The sequence below is a fragment of the Citrobacter sp. Ct235 genome (assembly GCF_030332305.1).
GTDB classification, from domain to species: domain Bacteria; phylum Pseudomonadota; class Gammaproteobacteria; order Enterobacterales; family Enterobacteriaceae; genus Citrobacter_A; species Citrobacter_A telavivensis.
Genome location: NZ_JAOWIC010000039.1, coordinates 220415 through 241070 on the forward strand (window position 1 = coordinate 220415; position 20656 = coordinate 241070).

The 20656-nt window shown below is 51.6% G+C and carries 21 protein-coding genes and 2 tRNA genes; 5 read left to right on the forward strand and 18 right to left on the reverse strand.

Features of this window, described 5'->3' with window-relative positions; all coding sequences use genetic code 11:
• Positions 1-121: 121 nt before the first annotated feature.
• A tRNA-Ile gene (locus OGY35_RS05430) sits at positions 122-197 on the forward strand.
• 774 nt (positions 198-971) lie between these two features.
• Here OGY35_RS05430 and OGY35_RS05435 read toward each other — a convergent pair.
• The 8 genes from OGY35_RS05435 to tssD all read right to left on the reverse strand — a co-directional run bounded on the left by OGY35_RS05435 (position 972) and on the right by tssD (position 4708).
• On the reverse strand, positions 972-1220 hold the full coding sequence (locus OGY35_RS05435) for a hypothetical protein (protein ID WP_286631616.1): 249 nt from the start codon (positions 1218-1220) through the stop codon (positions 972-974).
• On the reverse strand, positions 1220-1699 hold the full coding sequence (locus tag OGY35_RS05440) for a DUF2778 domain-containing protein (RefSeq protein ID WP_286631617.1): 480 nt from the start codon (positions 1697-1699) through the stop codon (positions 1220-1222). Before OGY35_RS05440 ends, OGY35_RS05435 begins: the two co-directional genes overlap by 1 nt.
• Positions 1696-2178 (reverse strand): Hcp family type VI secretion system effector, encoded by a 483-nt coding sequence (locus OGY35_RS05445; RefSeq protein ID WP_286631618.1) that lies wholly within the window; start codon positions 2176-2178, stop codon positions 1696-1698. The genes OGY35_RS05440 and OGY35_RS05445 overlap by 4 nt, the downstream gene beginning before the upstream one ends.
• A gap of 535 nt (positions 2179-2713) precedes the next feature.
• Positions 2714-2917, reverse strand: a complete 204-nt coding sequence (locus OGY35_RS05450; protein WP_286631619.1) for a hypothetical protein — start codon at positions 2915-2917, stop codon at positions 2714-2716.
• 35 nt (positions 2918-2952) lie between these two features.
• Positions 2953-3387 (reverse strand): hypothetical protein, encoded by a 435-nt coding sequence (locus tag OGY35_RS05455; RefSeq protein ID WP_286631620.1) that lies wholly within the window; start codon positions 3385-3387, stop codon positions 2953-2955.
• Positions 3388-3408: 21 nt separating this feature from the next.
• The gene (locus OGY35_RS05460; RefSeq protein ID WP_286631621.1) at positions 3409-3840 is read right to left on the reverse strand and encodes a Shiga toxin A subunit; all 432 of its coding nucleotides are present in this window, start codon (positions 3838-3840) and stop codon (positions 3409-3411) included.
• A complete protein-coding gene (locus OGY35_RS05465) occupies positions 3837-4205 on the reverse strand; it encodes a tlde1 domain-containing protein (protein WP_286631622.1) in 369 nt (122 codons plus the stop codon). The genes OGY35_RS05460 and OGY35_RS05465 overlap by 4 nt, the downstream gene beginning before the upstream one ends.
• A gap of 11 nt (positions 4206-4216) precedes the next feature.
• Positions 4217-4708: a type VI secretion system tube protein TssD gene (gene tssD, locus OGY35_RS05470; RefSeq protein ID WP_286631623.1), complete on the reverse strand. Its 492-nt coding sequence runs from the start codon at positions 4706-4708 to the stop codon at positions 4217-4219.
• Positions 4709-5410: 702 nt separating this feature from the next.
• Here tssD and OGY35_RS05475 point away from each other — a divergent pair.
• A tRNA-OTHER gene (locus OGY35_RS05475) sits at positions 5411-5523 on the forward strand.
• An 85-nt stretch (positions 5524-5608) separates the two neighbouring features.
• Here the strand turns inward: OGY35_RS05475 and OGY35_RS05480 are convergent.
• Together OGY35_RS05480 and OGY35_RS05485 are read right to left on the reverse strand one after the other, a co-directional pair.
• Positions 5609-5947 (reverse strand): DUF1889 family protein, encoded by a 339-nt coding sequence (locus OGY35_RS05480; RefSeq protein WP_152406402.1) that lies wholly within the window; start codon positions 5945-5947, stop codon positions 5609-5611.
• Positions 5948-6032: 85 nt separating this feature from the next.
• The gene (locus OGY35_RS05485; protein WP_286631766.1) at positions 6033-6797 is read right to left on the reverse strand and encodes a siderophore-interacting protein; all 765 of its coding nucleotides are present in this window, start codon (positions 6795-6797) and stop codon (positions 6033-6035) included.
• 227 nt (positions 6798-7024) lie between these two features.
• Here OGY35_RS05485 and OGY35_RS05490 point away from each other — a divergent pair, with 227 nt between their 5' ends.
• The gene (locus OGY35_RS05490) at positions 7025-7585 is read left to right on the forward strand and encodes a PadR family transcriptional regulator (protein ID WP_152406078.1); all 561 of its coding nucleotides are present in this window, start codon (positions 7025-7027) and stop codon (positions 7583-7585) included.
• Here OGY35_RS05490 and OGY35_RS05495 read toward each other — a convergent pair.
• Together OGY35_RS05495 and OGY35_RS05500 are read right to left on the reverse strand one after the other, a co-directional pair.
• The gene (locus OGY35_RS05495) at positions 7582-9147 is read right to left on the reverse strand and encodes a methyl-accepting chemotaxis protein (protein ID WP_152406079.1); all 1566 of its coding nucleotides are present in this window, start codon (positions 9145-9147) and stop codon (positions 7582-7584) included. The genes OGY35_RS05490 and OGY35_RS05495 overlap by 4 nt on opposite strands.
• A gap of 310 nt (positions 9148-9457) precedes the next feature.
• The gene (locus OGY35_RS05500) at positions 9458-10978 is read right to left on the reverse strand and encodes a methyl-accepting chemotaxis protein (protein WP_286631624.1); all 1521 of its coding nucleotides are present in this window, start codon (positions 10976-10978) and stop codon (positions 9458-9460) included.
• Between the two features lie 431 nt (positions 10979-11409).
• On the opposite strand from OGY35_RS05500, the gene ygjG reads away from it, so the two are divergent.
• Positions 11410-12801, forward strand: a complete 1392-nt coding sequence (gene ygjG / locus OGY35_RS05505; RefSeq protein ID WP_286631625.1) for a putrescine aminotransferase — start codon at positions 11410-11412, stop codon at positions 12799-12801.
• 37 nt (positions 12802-12838) lie between these two features.
• Here ygjG and OGY35_RS05510 read toward each other — a convergent pair whose 3' ends face one another.
• The 6 genes from OGY35_RS05510 to OGY35_RS05535 are packed head-to-tail and all read right to left on the reverse strand — an operon-like array spanning position 12839 to position 19362.
• Positions 12839-13759, reverse strand: coding sequence for a DUF1861 family protein (locus OGY35_RS05510; RefSeq protein WP_286631626.1), 921 nt, complete (start codon positions 13757-13759; stop codon positions 12839-12841).
• On the reverse strand, positions 13759-14817 hold the full coding sequence (locus OGY35_RS05515) for a glycoside hydrolase family 130 protein (protein ID WP_286631627.1): 1059 nt from the start codon (positions 14815-14817) through the stop codon (positions 13759-13761). Before OGY35_RS05515 ends, OGY35_RS05510 begins: the two co-directional genes overlap by 1 nt.
• Positions 14798-16384 (reverse strand): alpha-glucosidase, encoded by a 1587-nt coding sequence (locus OGY35_RS05520; RefSeq protein WP_286631628.1) that lies wholly within the window; start codon positions 16382-16384, stop codon positions 14798-14800. The genes OGY35_RS05515 and OGY35_RS05520 overlap by 20 nt, the downstream gene beginning before the upstream one ends.
• 11 nt (positions 16385-16395) lie before the next feature.
• Positions 16396-17223, reverse strand: coding sequence for a carbohydrate ABC transporter permease (locus tag OGY35_RS05525; protein ID WP_286631629.1), 828 nt, complete (start codon positions 17221-17223; stop codon positions 16396-16398).
• Positions 17224-18090, reverse strand: coding sequence for a carbohydrate ABC transporter permease (locus OGY35_RS05530; protein ID WP_178823252.1), 867 nt, complete (start codon positions 18088-18090; stop codon positions 17224-17226).
• A gap of 9 nt (positions 18091-18099) precedes the next feature.
• A complete protein-coding gene (locus OGY35_RS05535) occupies positions 18100-19362 on the reverse strand; it encodes an ABC transporter substrate-binding protein (RefSeq protein ID WP_286631767.1) in 1263 nt (420 codons plus the stop codon).
• 286 nt (positions 19363-19648) lie between these two features.
• Between OGY35_RS05535 and OGY35_RS05540 the strand changes: the two genes are divergently transcribed.
• A complete protein-coding gene (locus tag OGY35_RS05540) occupies positions 19649-20638 on the forward strand; it encodes a LacI family DNA-binding transcriptional regulator (RefSeq protein WP_353655475.1) in 990 nt (329 codons plus the stop codon).
• Positions 20639-20656 lie beyond the last annotated feature (18 nt).

Sequence of the window (20656 nt, forward strand, 5' to 3'; positions counted from 1 at the left end):
ACTCCACTACATAACATCGTAAGAAAAGTATAACGGATTGAAAATACGTTGTTTAATAAAACAGCATACGTACGGTTATGGCTGGATTGCACGCCGGAGTTACTTTATAATTCACCGCCACGGCCCCTTAGCTCAGTGGTTAGAGCAGGCGACTCATAATCGCTTGGTCGCTGGTTCAAGTCCAGCAGGGGCCACCAGACACCGCAAGGGCTGGCGCTAAATGCGCTGGCCCTTTGTTTTTCCCGGGGATATGCCGGGGATATTCCAGAAAAGTAACCATAGTGATTTATGGTTAATTTATGACCGGTCATACGTTACGCCTCACTTTCTGCTACAAACTCAAACAACTTTTTTTTCCATCACGATTTCTACCGCACAAAATACGCAGAAAAGGCGCGCTTTGGGTGCGTAACTGTCTGCGTACCTGCTTCTCGTTCTAAAGCCTGGTATTTATCACCGTAACCTCACCATTGGCGAGGTTAGTCACCGATGAAGCGCGACCTTTTTGTTTTCGCCGGTTGGGGCTTTTCCTCAGACTGAGGAGAAGGGGGCGGTGTCGCCGTATACCTCTTATTCCGTCAAGAACAGTCCAAATTTTTGCGCTCTATCTTCGCCGCGGCTCTGGCTTTTTCCAGTGGTACTCTGGGGATCTAACCTTCTGCATAAAACGTTCGCGCCGGACTGCATCCCCAGCGATCACCCTCGCCAGCCCGCGGTACAGATAAGGCGTGAGCTCTGCGTTATCCCTCTCGATAAGCGCGGCCACAATGACGGCTTTTTGCCTGGCTGAAATGCTCATGATTTTTCTTTGCCTCCACTCTGCAGTAATGCCCTACGCAAACAGGATCGCAGCTCGATCCGGATACGTAAAAAAACTTAGCATTTCTTAACATGGAAAATTGCGAATTCGCAGGGGTGAAAGGCCAATAAACGGGCCTTGTTTTGTCATCTTCCGCGTCAGTTTAAACCGATCACTTGCGTAATCTTTTCATTGCCAGAAACGCCACCAGCCACACCAGCAGGAAGGTTATTGCGGCACTGCCAAGTATTATCACGTTGCTGTAAATGTTATCCCACTCAGCACCGGGAACCGGGCCGGCGATCTTGTCGTATAGAGCAAATAGACCACCAGCAGGGACAAGCGCATACATCAGGATAAGCACCACAGCGTATACAGCGAAAGATAGCAGCCACATCAGGGCAATATGAATAGCTTTCATCAGTAAACCTGTACCGTGCCGTAACCGGTCAACGTTGCGCTTACCTGCATCGTAGGGGTTCTCAAGAGCGCCTCCCGCAGTACAGCAAAATGCGCCGGGCCAGGCAGCGTTATACAGCCTTCGCTAACGCCTTTATAGCCTGCCGGGTGTAACCGGAAATGGCCGCGCTCCACCTTGTCTATAAACGTCCAGTCATCAATTTTTCCATCCTCCCGATACAGCGCAAACCAGACCGATCGATCTGAACCGGTGTACTGCGTAGCTGCCCAATCCTGAATCATCGTTCTGAGGCCTCCAGTCGGGCGGCTGACAATATAGTATTTGCCAGGCGGTAACGGGCCTGCATTCGGAACATTCACGGAGCCAGGGTTATTTCTGTGAGTACCCTCGTAGCCTGAATACGCGGGAAAGAAACCAATACCCGGACAACTGAGGTTTGATAAACCGTTTCCGTTCAGCCTGAACGTACACTGGATCATCGTTCGTTCCATGAGTCAGAGAAAATGATATTCCCGTCGCAATGCTTCCAGGTGATTTTGTCGTAGCGGAGGGCGATCCCCTCGAGGTGATTGTGTTTCTCAGTGCTTTCGTTTTTGCAGTTGTGCATCAGCGGGCATACAGAAACGATTTTGACGCTTTCCAACAGCATATTGAAGTATTCCACCTCCTGACCTGCATCGTTAATTTTGTACCACTTAAATTCGGCGCTCTTGAGCGTCTGGCCGGTGGCAACAGCCTTGTAAAGATAGGGGCTGGAGTAATCAAACTCCTTTTCAAAATTGAGCGCGCTATGTACCCGCGTGCCGGTGATCTTGCCCGTATTATTGTCGGTAGGCAGGAACAAACCGTGACCGAACCCGAGCACTTCTATGCTTCCCTTGCGATCCCTTACATCAACACCGCCTTTAATATCCGCGCCGCCGTCGTCTTTAAGCCATAAATAAGCCGGTATAGCCATTTTATTAATTCCATTTAGTTGAAAAATAAACCAAACCTTACAGCTACTGAATTTGACAAAATGTAATTTTTTATAAACCCAGAAACCTCGATAAATTATTGCTATGAATAATTCATATAAATAATTGCACTCAATCTATTAAGCGGGGGGCATGGAAATGCAAAAAACCCGTCGTTTTCCGCGCGTGCGTCGCCTCGAGGATGGGAGATGCCACGGAGTACCTTTAGTAATTTAGTGGCTCAACTTGAGCCGCTATTATCGTAGCGGCGGTCAATTCCCGCATCACAGATAAAAAACACTATATAGACACAGAAAAAACGTCGGTTTTGATTCATTATTTTTCACGGTTTGATTCATCGTTTGCACCCTGGCATTTCTAAGTCTCACAAACTGCGAATTCGCAGTTTAAAACCTGAGGAATTCTTAGGGGAAAATCATTGCGAATTCGCCGAGGGTAAAGGCCTGTAAACGGGCCATACTGAATCACCTGATAATCTTTTCACCGAGAAAAACAACCATGCTGGCAACCAGCGCGTTAGACACTACATATAGTGAAATAGTTATCCTCCACGCGGTCGGGGTAAGGTTCTATCTTCTCTGTCGGGAGATAATTTATCAGGTCCGTGACGGTATATTTCAGACTTTCGGCCAGCGGGTCGAGCATCCCCGAAAGCATCAGCACGAACGTAATAGCCAGAAACGCCAACAGGCGCAACGACCACTTAGCCGGGCGTGACATCGCAACTCCCTGAGGCGTTCCCAGTCACCGTAATTTTATGGATCTTTTTGCTCCTCTAGCGCCTTGTCTGCCGCGCTCCCAACTTTTTCACATAGTAACTTGCTGTGATCCGGACAGTTTTTCTGAGCACGTCTGGCAACCGCCTCTAAATCCCCACTGTCTAGCGTGGTGTCGATGTGATTAAGCACCCAATCACCAAAGGCGAGATTTTTTTTCACCAGCTCATCGAGCGCCGATAACGTGTTCCACTTATCCACCAGCAAACGGATCACCGCCTCAGAATTACCCTCAGCTATGCTCCCGTCGTCGCATTGCCCGTAATGGCTGTAATTGTCGCTAACCGCCTGCCAACTGCTGAGACTATCCACGGCAAGATCTGCCGCCTCGGCATCAGCTGGGGTGCAATCTTTTGCCATTGCGTTACTCATGGTCAGCAGGAAAAGCACTGCAACCAGGGCCCGTGGATTCATTAGGAATGATGCCTCGCAATTTCAAAATTCTCGCGAAATTGTGAGATAACCATTGTGCCGGATTGAACATTCATCATCATTCAGTAGCGCTGAAACAATGAAAACATCTTTTTTTCCTTCGGTGCTGGTATAGGTATATTGCACAGTCAAATTCATGGCATGCTTATCATGATAAATGCTGAAGTATTCATTTTCAGATAGCCCATTTCCAGCGACGCTATCAGTCTTAGCCATCTGCCGCGCAAATACCTCAGATACAGGCGTAATACTCAATATTTCGCTGCTGGTTTTTCCACGCGCAATAGCTGTGGGATCAATCCCCAGATCATTAGTGATAGCGGAGAAAAGACGCTGCTCAACATAACGCCCCCTTGTTGCGCATTCGCTCCCGGGCGTGGCGGCAAATACACATACTGGCGTGACGGCAAGCATTAATAAGCCTGCACGAATCATCTGACAACCTCCAGCAATGAACCATGATCCTGGCTTACCAATAGCCGTGTAGATGGACTCATGATTATGCACCCCTCTGACGCAAAACCGGCAATACCGATCCGCTTATCACCATGCATACGGAAAGTGCGCATATCACGAGAATAAGAATCGCCACTGACATGAACCAGGGTGATTGTGAGCGGCCCTTTGCTTGTGCCCGTACTGCTAATTTTCCACGTTCCCCGTGGAATTGGCCCCATTCCCCGTACGTGTTCACGGTCAGGGTTGTTTTTGTTGGTCAGGGATCCAGAGTAACCCGTTTCGATCAACGTACCGTCTTTGAACAATTCGCCTGTGCTCTGCTTATATTTCCAGTTTGCCATGAGTAATCTCCTTATGCGGTTTTACGTTCTGTCCAGCTGTCAGCATGTTGAACATTCCCATCAGCATAATTCCAGATTATTTTCTCGTACCGTAGACCAACATGCTCAATATGACCGTGCCTTTCAAAAGCAGGGTTTTTAATATCAAACATAATTGGCACGACATGGCACACCTTCACATTTTCAAGCTGAACATTGAAATATTCCTGTTCCATACCATTATCGTTAATGCGGTAAAACCTGAAAATAGCTTTTGCCAAACTCCGGCCTGTTGTTAGTGCGCGGTATAAAAGCGGGGATGATGAATCAATTTCTTTTTCAAATGTATACGCCTCATGCTGGCGCGTCCCGGTGGCTGCTCCTGTCGTATCGTCAGTGGGGATAAAAACATCATGCTGCATGCCCACCAGCTCAATGCTTCCTCCACGCCCATTTACATCGACACCGCCTTTTAGTAGCTTCCCGTCTTCCTCATAAAGCCATAAATAAACTGGTATAGCCATTTTCGATTAACTCCTTTTAGTTGAGGGATTAATATGAAGTTACAGCCACTTTATTTAACAAAATGTAATTTTTTATAAAATTGGAAACCTCGATAATTTATCAGCATGAATAATTCGTATAAATAATTGCTCTCAATCTGTTTAGTAATTTAGTGGCCCAACTTGAGCCGTTATTATCGTATCGGCGGTCAGTCACCGCATCGCAGGTAAAAAACATTATATAGAAACGAAAAACGTTAGTTCAGTGGGTTCTGTTAGCTCACGACGCTATAATCCGCACTGGTGCTGGTTTTATGTAAACTGACAAACGATAAAACACCGTTGGTTCAGCCTTCTAATTTAGCAGTTCACAACACTCCACCATCACGATGCTAAACATATCTAAGATTGATGGTATTCGTTTTTTGTTCAATTCCGCTTTTTCTCGATCGGGGTGCAACATATCTTGGGATATTTTCTGGCCAGCAGGGTGTGTCACAACAGGCTTTCACTGCGACATTTCACCAGGGCCAAAAATGAGATATATCGAGTTTTTTGCAAAAACTAGGTTTTTATGTCCGAATGCCGCTAATAATGCGGGTATAGCCATTCACGCTATATTTTCGGATAGAGGCTTTTTCAGGCTCAATCAAAATCCAGATCAGGACTCTCGCCGAGCAGGTGTACGACATTGCCGCATCCCCCACAATTCGTCATTTGACTGGCATAATGGTTGATAGCCACGATCTGCATTATCAGATCGTCCAAATAGTGATTTATATCACCTAAAACTCATAATCGCTTGGTCGCTGGTTCAAGTCCAGCAGGGGCCACCAAATTCAATGAGTTACAACAGCGCGGAAGTAAGAGAAAGGGATGCTCTTCCCCTACAGGCAAGAGCATCAAGACAGGTTGTTGACTTCACGCGCGCTCAACTTCGACCAGTTCCTGAAGCTGCTCACGCATATACAGTGAAAAATACTCAGGGTTTTTAATCAATACCCGCTCTCCGGACTCAAACTTTTCAGCCCATCCGGCTAATTTCTGCGTAAAACCGGGGTTCCACCCCTCCTGTTCCCCCCGGGCCGTGACGTCTGCTGCGCTAGCCGGGAATCCCAGTTCTTTCAGATACTTCAAAATTCCTTTCGCCGTGCTTTCATCCATAGGTTCAGGTGAAGAGGCCGAAGTGTTCATACCGTTAATGAAATCTAATGCTTTATCAATGACTGCAGGCATACTTTTATCCTTAAAATTTACCATGTAAAACACAAGACTACCCTATGACCTTAAACCGATTTCAGCGTCAAAGAAATCATTAAATTTCATTGTCCCGACGGCGCTCACTTTACTTGTTGTGCCAGTAAGCCGCTGCACGGACTAACTGCTGATCAAACGGTTCCTGCTCAAAGCGCTGGCTGAGTTTTTTCACCACTTTCCCTTCCCCGGTGATCCAGATGAAGTAATCTTCTTCCGGCACCTCAATCTGCACCAGTCGCGCGGCAACCGCCTGCTCATCGTGTCCCAGCCATTCAATGGCAAACCCGTCCAGATGCGCGAGATAATCCTGATATGCCGGATCGGCGACGCTCACCAGCGCGGTCACCGTCGGTTTTACCGGTAAGCGACTCAACGCCTCAAGACGACGACGCAGCGCCGGCATGCCTGACTCATCGCAAACATAAACCTGATATGCGTAATCTTCCGGCACCACCAGTGAACCGCGTGGACCACCGATCGTTAACGTATCGCCTGCGCGCGCCTGTAACGCCCAGGAACTTGCCACGCCGCCGTCGTGGATAAAGAAATCCAGCGCCAGTTCATGACGGGCTTCATCGTACAGCGGCGTATAGTCGCGAGAAACTGGACGTACGCCCTCGCCCCAGACAATGCCCTCTTCCGTCACGGTTGGCGGAACAAAATGGCTGCCAGGTTGCGGGAAAAACACCTTGCTGTGATCGTCAAAACCGCGCGAGCTAAAACCTTCCAGTGCATCGCCGCCGAGGACAATACGCTGAAAACCCGTGCCAATACGTTCTACGCGCAAAACGGTAAGTTCGCGAAAGCGCAGTTCATTGCGCACGCGCTGAGGGTAACGTGAAGTTTTATCCATCATCTTTTGGCCTTAGTGTAATAATCAGATATATCGAAATAAATTTTCAAATGATAATGATTGTTAATCACCAGGATTGCAAGTCATTTTTTGATAGTTTCTGGAAGATTACACCGCAAAATATTTATCGTTAAAATTCATACAATTAATAAAAATATCAACATTGAACTTGTCATAATTTATGATTTAGATATAAATTAGATATATCTAAACAACATCAGGAGATTATCATGCGACATCATCATGAAGGTTGCTGTAAAGGCGAAGGGCATCATCACGACGGTTGCGAACATCGTCACGGCAGAGGCGGTGGAGGTGGACGGCGTCAGCGCTTTTTTGGTCATGGGGAGCTGCGTCTGGTGATTCTGGACATTCTTTCCCGCGAGGCCAGTCACGGCTATGAGCTGATCAAAGCCATCGAAAATCTGACGCAGGGCAACTATACGCCGAGTCCTGGGGTTATCTATCCAACACTGGATTTCCTCCAGGATCAGGCCTTTATTACGATAAGCGAAGAGGAGGGTGGACGTAAAAAAATCACCCTCACCGACACCGGCGCACAGTGGCTGGAAGAGAATCGTGAACATCTCGGTCACATCCAGGAACGCGTTAATGCGCGCAATGTCGGCTTTGAGTTGCGTAAGAACCCGCAGATGAAGCGAGCGCTGGAAAACTTCAAGGCGGTGCTTGATCTGAGGGTAAATCAGGGTGACATCAGCGACGCGCAGCTTAAAAAGATCATTGGAGTGATCGACCGCGCGGCGCTGGAAATCACTCAGCTTGATTAAGCAGGCAAGGCATCGCCTTCGCGAACGCGGAACACTTTCACCATCTCTTTTAAGTGTAACGCCTGCTCGTTCAGTGACGCCGCTGCCGCAACGGACTCCTCAACCAGACAAGAGTTCTGTTGCGTGGTGGCGTCAATCAGGCCAATCGCGCTGTTGATCTGCGAGATACCCTCGGTCTGTTCACGACTGGCCTGGCCGATCTCCCGTAGGATCACATCCATCTCTTCAACGTTGTTTACCATGCCGTTAATCAGGGCATTAGCCTTCTCGACCAGTTGCATCCCTTCCTGGGTCTGGCCGGTGGAATCCTCAATCAGATGACGAATCTCGCTGGCAGAAGACGCGCTCTTCTGCGCCAGTTGGCGTACCTCTCCCGCTACCACGGCAAATCCGCGGCCATGCTCACCGGCTCGCGCAGCTTCAACCGCCGCATTCAGCGCCAGAATATTAGTCTGAAAGGCAATAGAGTCAATCAGGTTGATGATGTCTGACATCCGGTTAGTCGTTTCATTAATCACGCGCATTTTCTGCGTCACCTGATTCATCATCTCGCCATTGTTCTTCACGACGGTCGCCGCCCCCGCTGAGAGTTTCGTCGCTTCTCCGGTATGTTCGGCGGTATTTTTGACCGTGGCAGTGATCTGCTCCATCGACGCTGCGGTCTGCTCGACGGAGCTCGCCTGTTCTTCGGTACGCGCAGCCAGATCCTGGTTTCCGGCGACAATCTGCGCTGCCGCGCTGGAGATATTCTCTGAGCCGTTCTGAACCTCCTGGACTATCTCCAGCAGACGAGTTTTCATTACCATCAGCGCATGCAGCAGTTCGCCGGTCTCATCTTTCTGCGTGGTAATGATATTGCGGGTCAGGTCACCCTCGGCAATCGCTTCGGCAAACTGCACCGCTTCATTCAGCGGTCGGGTGATGGAACGCACGATATACCAGCCCATGATACAGCCCGCGGCAATGCCGATGAGCGCCAGTGCGCTAAGCAGCGCCCGGTTCGTGTTAAAGTCGCTTTCCACCTGTGCGCCAGCGCGCAGCATCTGCCTGTCTTCAATGGCGATCAATGCCTGAACTTTAGCTTTATAGTCCTGCTGTACATTAACCGTCGTGGTCATCATCTCCTGCATCGCCGCCTGTCGGTTATGGTTTTGCAGTTCCTGCAGAATGCGAAATCGGGAGGCGAGATACTGCTCACGCACATCGCGGATCCCAGCGATGACATTCTTCGATTCGGCATTCAACGGCGCGGCGTTCAGTTCATCCAGCAGCACCGTGATTTGCTCGCTTATGGCGTCGAGTTTTTTCTGTGACGTCTGGGCCCACCGCCCCTCTTCGTCCATCAGCATCAGTTGCTGCGTGCTGACAAAATCCTGGAAATGATCGACAAGCTTGTTGGCTTTTACCGTGATGGGATAATCATTGGTAATGATGTTTTGCATACCACTGTTGGCGCGGTCCAGGCTAAATAAGGAAAGGCCCGAACTCACCATCATCAGTACAATAAACAATCCAAACGCGATAAATAATTTTGAGCGAATTTTCATGTTACGCAAAAACATATATTCTCCCTGGAGATAGTTTTCTTCAGACAGATTCCTTTATCGGTAACAATTTCACTAACTTTATGAATTTGATCGCTTTTTATTATCAATAATTGCTGGTAAATAGTTTTTAACGATGAATAGAGGCAGACCGATCGTTATATAAACGATTTTTTATAATGTCTAAATAGCCAAAAGAGGGAAACTGAAAGAGGTTAATAAAATAGAGAAATAACCCGTAGGTGGTAATATTTAATATGCTGTTAACATTATTATTACAATAACGCTTACCGTTACAGGCAAGCGTTGATGAGGATAAAGGAAAGGATTAGTGCAGCACCGTCACGGCATCTTCCAGACGGCTGGCGCGGTGTTTCACCATGGCGGACACCTGGGCGCTCTCTTCAACCAGTTCGGCGTTCTTTTGTGTAATGTGGTTAAGTTCATCCACCGCACGCGTCAGGCTGGTCAAGCCATCGGACTGTTCCAGTGTGGAATGGCTAATCTGTGCAATCAACTGGGTGACGTTCTGAACCTGAGAGACAATATCATCCATCGTGCGCCCCGCCGCATGGACCTGCTGGGAGCCAGACTGCACTTTATCCGCACTGGCATCGATCAGCTTGCGAATATCGTTCGCCGCGCTGGCGCTGCGACTGGCCAGATGGCGTACTTCACCCGCCACAACGGCAAACCCTTTCCCCTGCTCACCCGCCCTGGCCGCTTCAACCGCGGCGTTTAGCGCAAGGATATTCGTCTGAAAAGCGATGTCGTTGATAAGCGTAGTGATGGTACCGATGCGCTGCGTGCTGTTGGCGATGTCATCCATGGTTTTAATCACGGTGTCCATCGCCTCGCCGCCCTGCGTCGCCGCGTTACTGGCAGCAATCGACAGCTTATCGGCTGCGGACGCGGTTTCTGAGTTTTGTTTAACCGACGCCGCCATTTGATTCATGGTGGTCACCGTCTGCTGCACGTTATCGACCGTCTGACGGGTGTGCTTATTCAGATCGTCATTACCTTTCGCCAGCGTTTCGCTGCCGTTTCTGACGCTCGACACCTGGCTTGAAACATCGTTGATTAGCCAGCGACACATCAGACCAAGCTGTCCGACAGCGCGTAGCATCAATCCCAGTTCGTCGCTGCGGTTCAGATGCGCCACGCTGTTCCGCTCACCGGTCGCCACCTTCAGCGCCTGTTTCGCTACATTCTCAATCGGGCGAACAATCTGCCACTCAAATGCAGCCGTACCCAGCAGCATCACCAGCGCGCACATCAGTTGTGCGGACCATAACGCACCGGACAGTTGCAGCGTCGCCGCCAGCACGCCATAAATGAGCACCATCACGCAACGAACCCGCCAACGCACCGGCATTGCCAGCAGTTTCCCGAGCCATCCTTTACGCACCACCAACCCCTTGTGGATCCGGCGCGAACAACGGCCTTCATTGAGCGCCTGATATAAAGGCTCAACGGCGGCGATCTCCGCGTCCGTCGCGCGGGTACGGATCGACATGTATCCCGTCACGTTCCCCTCGCGTACCATCGGTACCGCGTTCGCCCTTACCCAGTAATGATCGCCATTTTTACGGCGGTTCTTGACGATGCCGCTCCACGGCTCGCCCTGCTGCAGGGTGTACCACATGTCGGCAAAGGCCGCTTTCGGCATATCCGGGTGACGCACCAGGTTATGAGGTTGCGCCAACAATTCATTGATCGAATAACCGCTGATATTGACGAAGGTATCGTTGGCGTGAGTGATGTAACTGTGGAGATCGGTAGTCGACATGAGGGTCGTATCGTCATCCAGCGGTGTATTTTGCTGGGTGACGTAGAGATGAGAAGACATAGTCGCGTCCTGTGCTAGTTATCTGGCTGTTAACTTTTTTGTCAGATGTTATTTCGGCGCTAACAGATTTATCTTTAGATGTTAAATTTGATTTAGATCGCAATTTGCGATTAAACCTCACGATTTGTATGAATTCTAATTGATTGATTTAAAATACTTTCAGTTTGAAACTATAAAATCCCCCTGAAAGATACGCACTGTTACTGCACAATTTTTGCACTATTTCCGCGCAGTCGCCCCTTCTGAAGCCACTCTTGCACGGTATTCACTCTGCGCAAAAACTCAGCAACTGTTAACAAATGAGATTAAATGTTGCGCAATAACTCTTCTCCCTGGTGTTTATCCCGATTTTCGTCAGCGCCGCCGGGATGGCGCAATCCCTGCAATACTTAAATCGGTATCATGTGATACGCGAGCCCCGGGAGCATATTTTGAACAGGTTACCTTCCAGCGCATCGGCTTTGGCCTGTAGCGCGCACGCACTGAATCTCATTGAGAAGCGAACGCTTGATCATGAGGAGATGAAAGCACTTAACCGAGAGGTGATTGATTACTTCAAAGAGCATGTCAATCCGGGATTTTTAGAGTATCGCAAATCTGTTACCGCCGGCGGGGATTACGGAGCCGTAGAGTGGCAAGCGGGAGGTCTGAATACGCTTGTCGACACCCAGGGACAGGAGTTTGTCGACTGCCTGGGAGGTTTTGGAATTTTCAACGTGGGGCACCGTAATCCAGTTGTGGTTTCCGCCGTACAGAATCAACTCGCGAAACAACCTCTGCATAGTCAGGAGCTGCTTGACCCGCTGCGGGCCATGCTGGCAAAAACCCTTGCTGCCCTGGCACCCGGAAAACTGAAATACAGCTTCTTTTGCAACAGTGGCACGGAATCGGTCGAAGCGGCGCTGAAACTGGCGAAGGCCTACCAGTCACCACGCGGCAAATTTACCTTCATCGCTACCAGCGGCGCGTTCCACGGTAAGTCGCTGGGCGCGCTGTCCGCCACCGCCAAATCCACTTTCCGCAAGCCGTTTATGCCGCTATTACCGGGTTTCCGTCATGTGCCGTTCGGTAATATTGAGGCTATGCGTACCGCGCTCAGCGAGTGCAAAAAAACCGGAGATGATGTGGCAGCGGTGATTCTGGAACCTATCCAGGGTGAAGGCGGCGTGATCCTGCCACCACAGGGTTATCTCACCGCCGTGCGTAAACTCTGTGACGAGTTTGGCGCGCTGATGATCCTCGATGAGGTCCAGACCGGCATGGGGCGAACCGGCAAGATGTTTGCCTGTGAACATGAGAACGTGCAGCCTGACATTCTCTGCCTCGCAAAAGCGCTGGGAGGCGGCGTGATGCCGATTGGCGCAACGATCGCCACCGAAGAGGTTTTTTCAGTACTGTTCGATAACCCGTTCCTGCACACCACGACCTTTGGCGGTAACCCGCTGGCCTGTGCGGCCGCGCTGGCGACCATCAATGTCCTGCTGGAACAAAACCTGCCGGCACAAGCGGAACAGAAAGGCGATATCCTGCTGGACGGTTTCCGCCAACTGGCGCGGGAGTACCCCGATCTGGTGCAGGACGCGCGCGGGAAAGGGATGCTGATGGCAATCGAGTTTGTCGACAATGAAACGGGCTACCGTTTCGCCAGCGAGATGTTCCGCCAGCGGGTACTGGTTGCCGGGACGCTAAACAACTCGAAAACGATCCGCATCGAACCGCCGTTAACGCTGACGATCGAGCAGTGCGAACAGGTACTAAAAGCCGCGCGTAAAGCGCTGGCGGCACTGCAGGTGAACCAGAATCAACTGGCGACAGAGCAGTAAACCCACGCCCCCTACGGCTGCGTAGGGGGCGTTATTTTTATCCTCCCGCAAACGGCGAGGGAATATCCCGCCACTGCACTTCGCAATCACTGGTACCGCAAAACAGCCGCCTACCTTGCCCCTGCTCTTGCGTTTCCAGCAAACCGGAGGGAAAGACCACGTCCTGTAAATCGTCACGTTTACACTCTCCGGGCAGAAAATCATCGCGACAGGCCACGATGTTCATCGCGCTGCTAACGCCACGCTGATAGTCAAAGGTAAAACATGCAGCATAGTAGTGTCGGTTCCCCTGCTCATCGAAACGTGCCACGTGCGCCAGCGCGCCAATGTGACCCGAGGGTAACAAATGGGCTTCGTTAACGCCGCACCAGCAGAACATATCAACATGCGGAATTAGCGTAGCCTGCGCAATGGTCTGCGTACCAAGTTCACTTAACGTGGAGAGAATCATCCAGCCAATGGTGCCCCGTCCGCCGGGATCGCCCTGCGGACGGGTAAATACCAGAATTCGTCCGTCGGGCAGTTCAACCAGTCGGATATCCTTCATCCCCCATGGTCCGACGGTCAGGGGCCGCAGTGCGCGAACCGACGGGCCGACAAAGAACCGCGTTCGCCAGCGCATCCCTTTGCCCTCCTTCGCGGGTACCACTTCCACGCCGCCCAACAGCAACTCGCCGCCAATGCGGCTGACGAAAGGATCCTGGAGCCGGAACGTCGGCATCTCATCCAGCAACGTGGCATGGTTGCCGCCATCCCAGGCGAAAAAACGCACCTGCGCATCTTCGCTATCGCGCGCCTCAACGCGCGCGGCTATGCACCATCGTCCTTCATCAAGAAAGGGGGCTGTGGGGTTATAGGCATCCAGACCCGCTACGCCGTGGAAGACAATTTTTCCACGCCTTCCGCTCTGCGGCTGCGCCCGATAACGCTGATAGAGCGCCTCCACGTCATCGCGCATTATGCCAGCCCAAGATGTTGCCAGAGCGCGTCCATCGGCAGGGTCGCCAACGCGGTACACTCGTCCGCCGCGCCATACCAGACGTGCAGCGTGTTATTACGAATCAACGCTCCACAGGTAAAGACCACATTGCCGAAAAAGCCTTCCCGCTCATAAATCGCCGTCGGCTCCAGCAGCGGCACCGGCGATTTGGCGAGAATCTTCATAGGATCGTCGAGATCGAGTAGCAACGCCCCCAGGCAGTACCGCTGCGCGGCATCCACCCCATGATAGATCTCCAGCCAGCCGCGATCGGTTTTAATCAGCGGCGCGCCGCCGCCGGACTTGCGTGAATCCCATTCGTCCCCGGAACGCCCCAGCAGATGTCGGTGATTGCCCCAGTGCAGCATATCCGGCGACTCGCAGATCCAGATCTCCGGATGACCAAAGTGACACGGTGCGGGACGCGTCAGCGCCATGTAGCGTCCACCAACCTTTTCCGGAAAGAAACAGACATCGCGGTTATCCGGGCAGAGAATTAGCCCCCGTTTTTCCACGGTGATGAAATCACGGGTGGTCGCCAGCGCGGTGGTGATCCCCAGCGAAGAAACCGCCGAATAGTTGATATACCAAAGGTCATCTATTTGCGTAATACGCGCATCCTCGCAGCCAAACTCCTCGTAGCGGCTGTCGGCAATAATAAACGGCTGCGAATCAATGGTGTAATGCACACCGTCGACGCTGCGCGCCAGGCGCAAATGGGACATTGAGGTTAACCAGACCTGCGCCGGATCGCTTTTGAGCACGATGGTGCGCGGATCGCTAAAATCGAAGCGATCGTCGCCGCGATCGAAGGTTTTGGTGGTTTGCCGCCAGCCTTCTGCCTGCTGCTTCAGCAGCGGAACCACAATCTGCTGCTGATTATCATTAATCACGCTTTCCGCGACGCGCAGCAGCAGAATAATTTCGCCGTTACATTCGGTGACACCGGTATTAAAGACACATTCAACCTTGCGCCCCGGCAGTGAAGGCACCACGTCTTTCGGGGTAATAAGCGGATTACTGCTGTGTCTGTTCATGAACGCTCCTTTTCATCACAATTTGGTTTTTGTCCAGCCACTGGCCGTCGATGCCGTACAGCACTCCGGCAGGAATATCCCGCCAGGGATTCCGTACCGGCGCGCCAAAATTGATTGCTACCCACACGCACTCCTGCTCCGTTTCGCGGGTGAACCATACGCAACTCGCCGTCAACCCAAGTTCACTGGACGCCCCTTCACAGAGGGCCGGCGTGGCCACCCGCAGCGCGATCAGCGCCTGATATTGTCGCCATAGCGACGCTGGCGTCTGCCGCTGACGTTCAGCATTGATGAGTGGATAGTCCTCGCAAACGGGCATCCACGGGGCGACGGTAGAAAAGCCGGCAAACGGTGCATCGGACCACAGCAGCGGCGCACGCGAACTGTCGCGGGAGTGTTTCACCGCCAGCGCCAGCGCCTGAGCCTCATTCGCCCCCTGCTGTAACGCGGTTTGGTAATGGGTTTTGCCCTGAATATCGAAGAGTTGCTCTACGGAGAGAGAAGAATAATTCGGCATGCCCAGCTCTTCGCCCTGATAAATAAACGGCACTCCGCGCGCGGTAAGCTGTAATGCCAACACCGCCAACGCGCGCGCGGTATCACGCGGTCCTTCGCCAAAGCGACCGATCATACGTGGCATATCATGGCTGGAGAAAAACAGCGTAGGCAGCCCGGACTGCTGCGCCTGCGTGGCGTTAATTGCTTCGCACAATCGAGCGATATCAAAGGTTTTTTGGCTGCCGATATTGAAGTTAAACACCACGTCCATCAGCTCAGGGCTTTGATAACGCGCCAGAACATCCAGCGCCTCGCTGCCAATTTCGCCAATTAAAAATGTCTCCCCCTGCTGGCGCACATAACGACATAGCCGACGCAACGTCTCGAGAATGCCCGGCTGGTTGATATCGAAATGGTGCTGCTGCTCGCCATTTTCCTGCGGGTTATCCGGGCCAATGCCGTCGGTGGTCAGGAAGTTGATAACGTCAAAACGGAAACCGTCGACGCCCTGCGCTTTCCAGAAATCAACAACCCGGTAAATTTCACGCTCCACGTCAGGGTTCGCCCAGTTGAGATCGACCTGCTCGGGGGCAAACTTGTGATAGTAGAACTCCCCGGTATCCGGCTCGGCGGTCCAGGCGCTGCCGGAGAAAAATGACTGCCAGTTATTCGGCTGCCTGCTGAACAGGAAGTAGTCGCGATAGCGGCTGGCCGAGTTGTTCCACGCGTCGCGAAACCACGGATGCGACGACGAAACGTGGTTAACCACCAGATCGATAATCACTTGAATTCCGCAGGCATGGCAACGCGCCACCACCTTACGAAAATCCTCAAGCGTGCCAAAACGCGCGTCGACCGCGCAGTAATCGCTGATGTCGTAGCCGTTGTCCACCAGCGGCGAGGGATAAAACGGCGTGATCCAGATGGCGCCGACGCCCAGTTCGTACAGGTAGTCCACCTTCGACAGCAGGCCAGGAAAATCACCCATGCCGTCACCGTTACCATCGCAAAACGAGGGCAGATAGATTTGGTAGCAGGTACACGCCTGCCACCAGGGTTGCTTGTTCACCGGTTCATTCCTTATTTCAGTGATAACGACATGCCCTGCAGGAAGTATTTGCGAAAGAGGATAAACAGCACCACCACCGGCAGCATCTGCACCACAGCCCCTGCCATTACCGGGCCAAGATAGACGCCGTAAGATTTGCTGAAGGTTGCCAACAGCACCGAGAACGGCATCTTTTCGACGTCGCGCATGACGATCAGCGGCCAGAGGAAGTTGTCCCACGAGCTTGAGAAGGTAAACAGCGCGACGATCGCCAGAATGGATTTGTTCAACGGCATCATCACGTGGCGCAAAATGCCCCACAGGCTGGCGTGGTCGAGGCGCGCGGCATACAGATAGTCGTTTGGCGTGCCTTTAAAGCTCTGCGAGACCATAAAGATCCCCCACGCGCTCATGGCGTATGGCAGGATCATCGCGCTGTAGCGGTTCACCATCCCCAGTTCGCGCATCAGCACAAACTGCGGAATGATGAACATAAAGACCGGGAAAACCATTTGGACGATCAGCAGGTTACGAAACGCATTTTTGCCGCGGAACTCGGTTTTCGCCAACGCGTAGCCCACCAGCATGGAGGTGACGGTGACGCAGAAGGTTATGGCGAAAGAGACAAACAGCGAGTTAAACAGCGTGCGTAAGAAAGGCTTGTCGGCCCGGTTGCTGTTATCAAACAGGAAGATGTAGTTTTCCAGCGTCAGATGACCGGAGAACAGACCGGTAGTGTAGATCTCCGCCGTCGGCTTCAACGACGAAACGGTCATCCAGATAAACGGATAGAGCCAGCTTAACGCCAGAATAAACATTACCGCGTGAATCACCAGGCTCAGGGGAGTGAGTTTTTTCATTCACACAATCTCGATATTTTTTTCAAACAGTTTACGGAACAGCCAAATCGCTACGAAACTGCAGCCCGCGACAATAATGGACATGGTCGCCGCCCACGTCGGCTTCATATTCTGGAAAGCGGCTTCATACATCACCACCATCGGGCTGGTGGTGCTATTCAGCGGGCCGCCGCCGGTAATTAAATAGGGCTCGGTGAAGATACTGAAAGCCACGGTAATCGCCAGCACCATGACCATGACAATTTGCGGATTCATCATCGGCAGCGTTATTGCCCAACCCAGTTTAAAACGCCCGGTTTTATCGAGCATTGCCGCGCTGTAAATATCGCCAGGAATCGCCTGCATCCCTGAATAAAGAATTAATCCGTAATAGCCGACAAATTTCCAGGTCACAATCAACGCGATGGAAAGCATTGCGCAATCCGGATTAGTAAACCACGGAACGGAAATACCGAAATGCGCGCGTAAAAATTGGTTCACTGGGCCATATTCGCTAAACAATTTAGAAAAGACGATGGAATAGGCCACCCCGGAAGAGATATTGGCGAGTAAAAAACTCAGCGCAATAAATCCCTTGCCATAGTTAATGCGTCGTAATCCCGCCGCAAATAAGAGTGAAGCAGCAAAAACAATCGGTACGTACCACATTAAAAAGCGACAAATATTCCACATCGACGTCCAGAATAGTTTATCGTTCACGACGCCAGTCAGGTTTTGCAGCCCCGAGAACCGGGGCGTTCCAATAAACTGCCACTGGGTGACGCTCAGCACCGCCAGCCAGGCCAGCGGATAAAACCAGAACAGCAATGAATAACCTATCCAGGTGGAGGCCAGCAGGCCTCCGGTACGGGAATCATATCCAGCCATCACGCCCCCTTATTGCGCCAGCAGAGCGTTAACTTCCTGCTGTGACTGGTCCAGCGCTTTTGCCGGGGCTTCGTTGTTGAAAATCACCCGTTCAAGCATCTGCGTCATACTGCGTTGAATTTCTGTGGTTTGCGTGGTCGCCACCGGAGGCAGGGCCACGTCAACGTAAGAGGCAATATCTTTCTCCAGCGGATTTTTCGCAAAATAGTCAGTAAACAGCGGATTACTCATCAAGTCGGCGCGTGCAGGCGGCATACCGGTCAGTTCAAGCCAGGTGCGATCATGCGCGGCGTTGCCAAAGACCCATTGCATAAACGCCCAGGCCTCGGTTTTGTGCGTGCTGGAGCTGAACATCACCATGCCCTTGCTGTCGCCGAAGGTGTGCGGATGGGCGGCGCCGTTTTCGGTCAGCATCGGGCCAATCTGAATGGTTTTCAGCACCTCCGGGTACTGTTTCCGGTAGCGGGCAAGATCCCACGGGCCGCGGGCAGAGGCCAGAACCTGGCCGGTCGCCAGCGGATCGTCAGCGGAGGTGAAGTCGTAGCTGCTCCACTTGCTGTTAAACACTTTCCCCATAAATGTCAGCACCGACTGACCGTCCGGGTTATTAAAGGCCGCTTTTTTATCAGCAATATAGGTTTTCCCACCGCTCTGCGCGTAATACAGGGGAATAAAGTCGAACCAGCGTTCCCACCAGTTCTTACCGGCAGTAAGCTGCATCACGTAGCCGTGGTTGTCCGCCGCCCGGCGTTCTGCCAGTTGATAAAGCTCGTCATAGCGGGTCGGTGCATGGTCGAAACCGTACTTTTTCAGCAGGTCGCCGCGCCACCACCAGACGATAGGATTAACGTATATCGGCAGGACGTTCTGCTGGCCGTTGAGCTTCCACGCCGGGAGAAGCGATGCCATCTGGCGCGTTTTCACCAGGTCATCAAAACCTGGCATTTTGGACAGGTCCTCAATTTGCCCGACATCCACCAGTTGGCTTGCGAAGCCAATAAAAATATTGCTGGAAATATCCGGTTCGGTACCCGAAGCCAACGCGTTCATAATCGCTTCTTCCGAACTGTTGGCGGCAGGAATAGTAGTAAATTGTACGGGGGTATGGGCAGGGTCTTTATTCCACTCCGTTACCATTTTATTCCAGAAGGCTTCTTCATTTTCGTTAGGCGCCACCCACATTTTTATCGCTGTTTTCGCCCCGGCCTGTTCATCTTTTTTCTCATCAGGTCCACAACCAGAAATATATAGACTAAGTAATATTGATGCCATCAATTTAGCAACCGCTGCAACTTTCACGATATATCTCCCTAACTCTCAATAAGTGTTATTGGCTTACCGCTACCCTGCTTTTGAATATTGCGTACGCTAACACCCCTTATTTATGTTTAACGTTAAACAAATCACAAAACTATTTTTGTTTAACGATAAACTCAGCCACCAATATCAGAAAAGAATAAGCATAAACATCATGAATATTAAAAATAAAAACACGCCACCAGACAAATATAATAAAAGGCAAACGGCAAAAATAACCATTAAATCATTAGCGAAGGAAATGGGAATATCCCATACCACAATCTCAAACGCATGGAATAACCCAGAAAAACTCTCCGTCGAACTGCGTGAACGCATTTTATGTTATGCCCGGGAAGTGGGCTTTCAGGGGCCGGACCGGTTGGCCCGCGCGCTGCGTACCGGCAAGTCAGACACCATTGGCGTCATCTTCAACGATTCGATGAGTTACGTGTTTATCGACCCGCACGATATCAAACTGATGCGCGGCATTGCCGTTCGCTGTGAAGAGCAAAATATTAATCTCGTGCTGGTCCCGTTGCAAAAAGGGGCCGCTAACGCAACGCCGTCGCTTACTACGCTGGTCGATGGTTATATTCTGAATGCCACCCACAATAGCGCCGCCATTATTCAGCAGACGCTGGCTCGCCATCTTCCGGTGGTCACCCTCGATTTCGAATTACCAGAATACAGCAGCGTATCGATTGATAACGCCAGCGCGATGCGGGATATCACCCGCTATTTGCTCGACAAAGGACACCGCCATTTCGGCATTATCGCCTTCTCCTCGCGTCCCGGCGCGCAGGGTATGCGCCATCTGGCACGCGCGGTCACTGGCGATAACACGCTGATGCTAACGCGCGTCAACGCCTGCCGCACCGTCTTTCGTGAGCAGGGCATTCCGCTTTCTACCTGCTGGCTGTATGAAACGCAGCATGATGAACAGCACGGCGAACTGGCCGCCGAGGCGCTGCTGAGCGCCCATCCCGATATCAGCGCGCTCATTTGTTTATCCGATCGCTTCGCGCTGGGCGCCGTTAACTACTGCCAGCGCCAGCGTCTCGCTATTCCACAGCAGGTGGCGATCAGCGGTTTCGACAACATCATTCCCGACGCCAACGGTATTGGCCTCACCACCATTGATCAGAACGCGGAACGTAAAGGCGAAATCGCCGTGGAATTACTCCTCAATAACGGGCCCGTCATCCATCACGCACTGGAATACCAGTTGATCGTGCGGGAAACGGCCTGAGTGCACTTTGCTTAACAG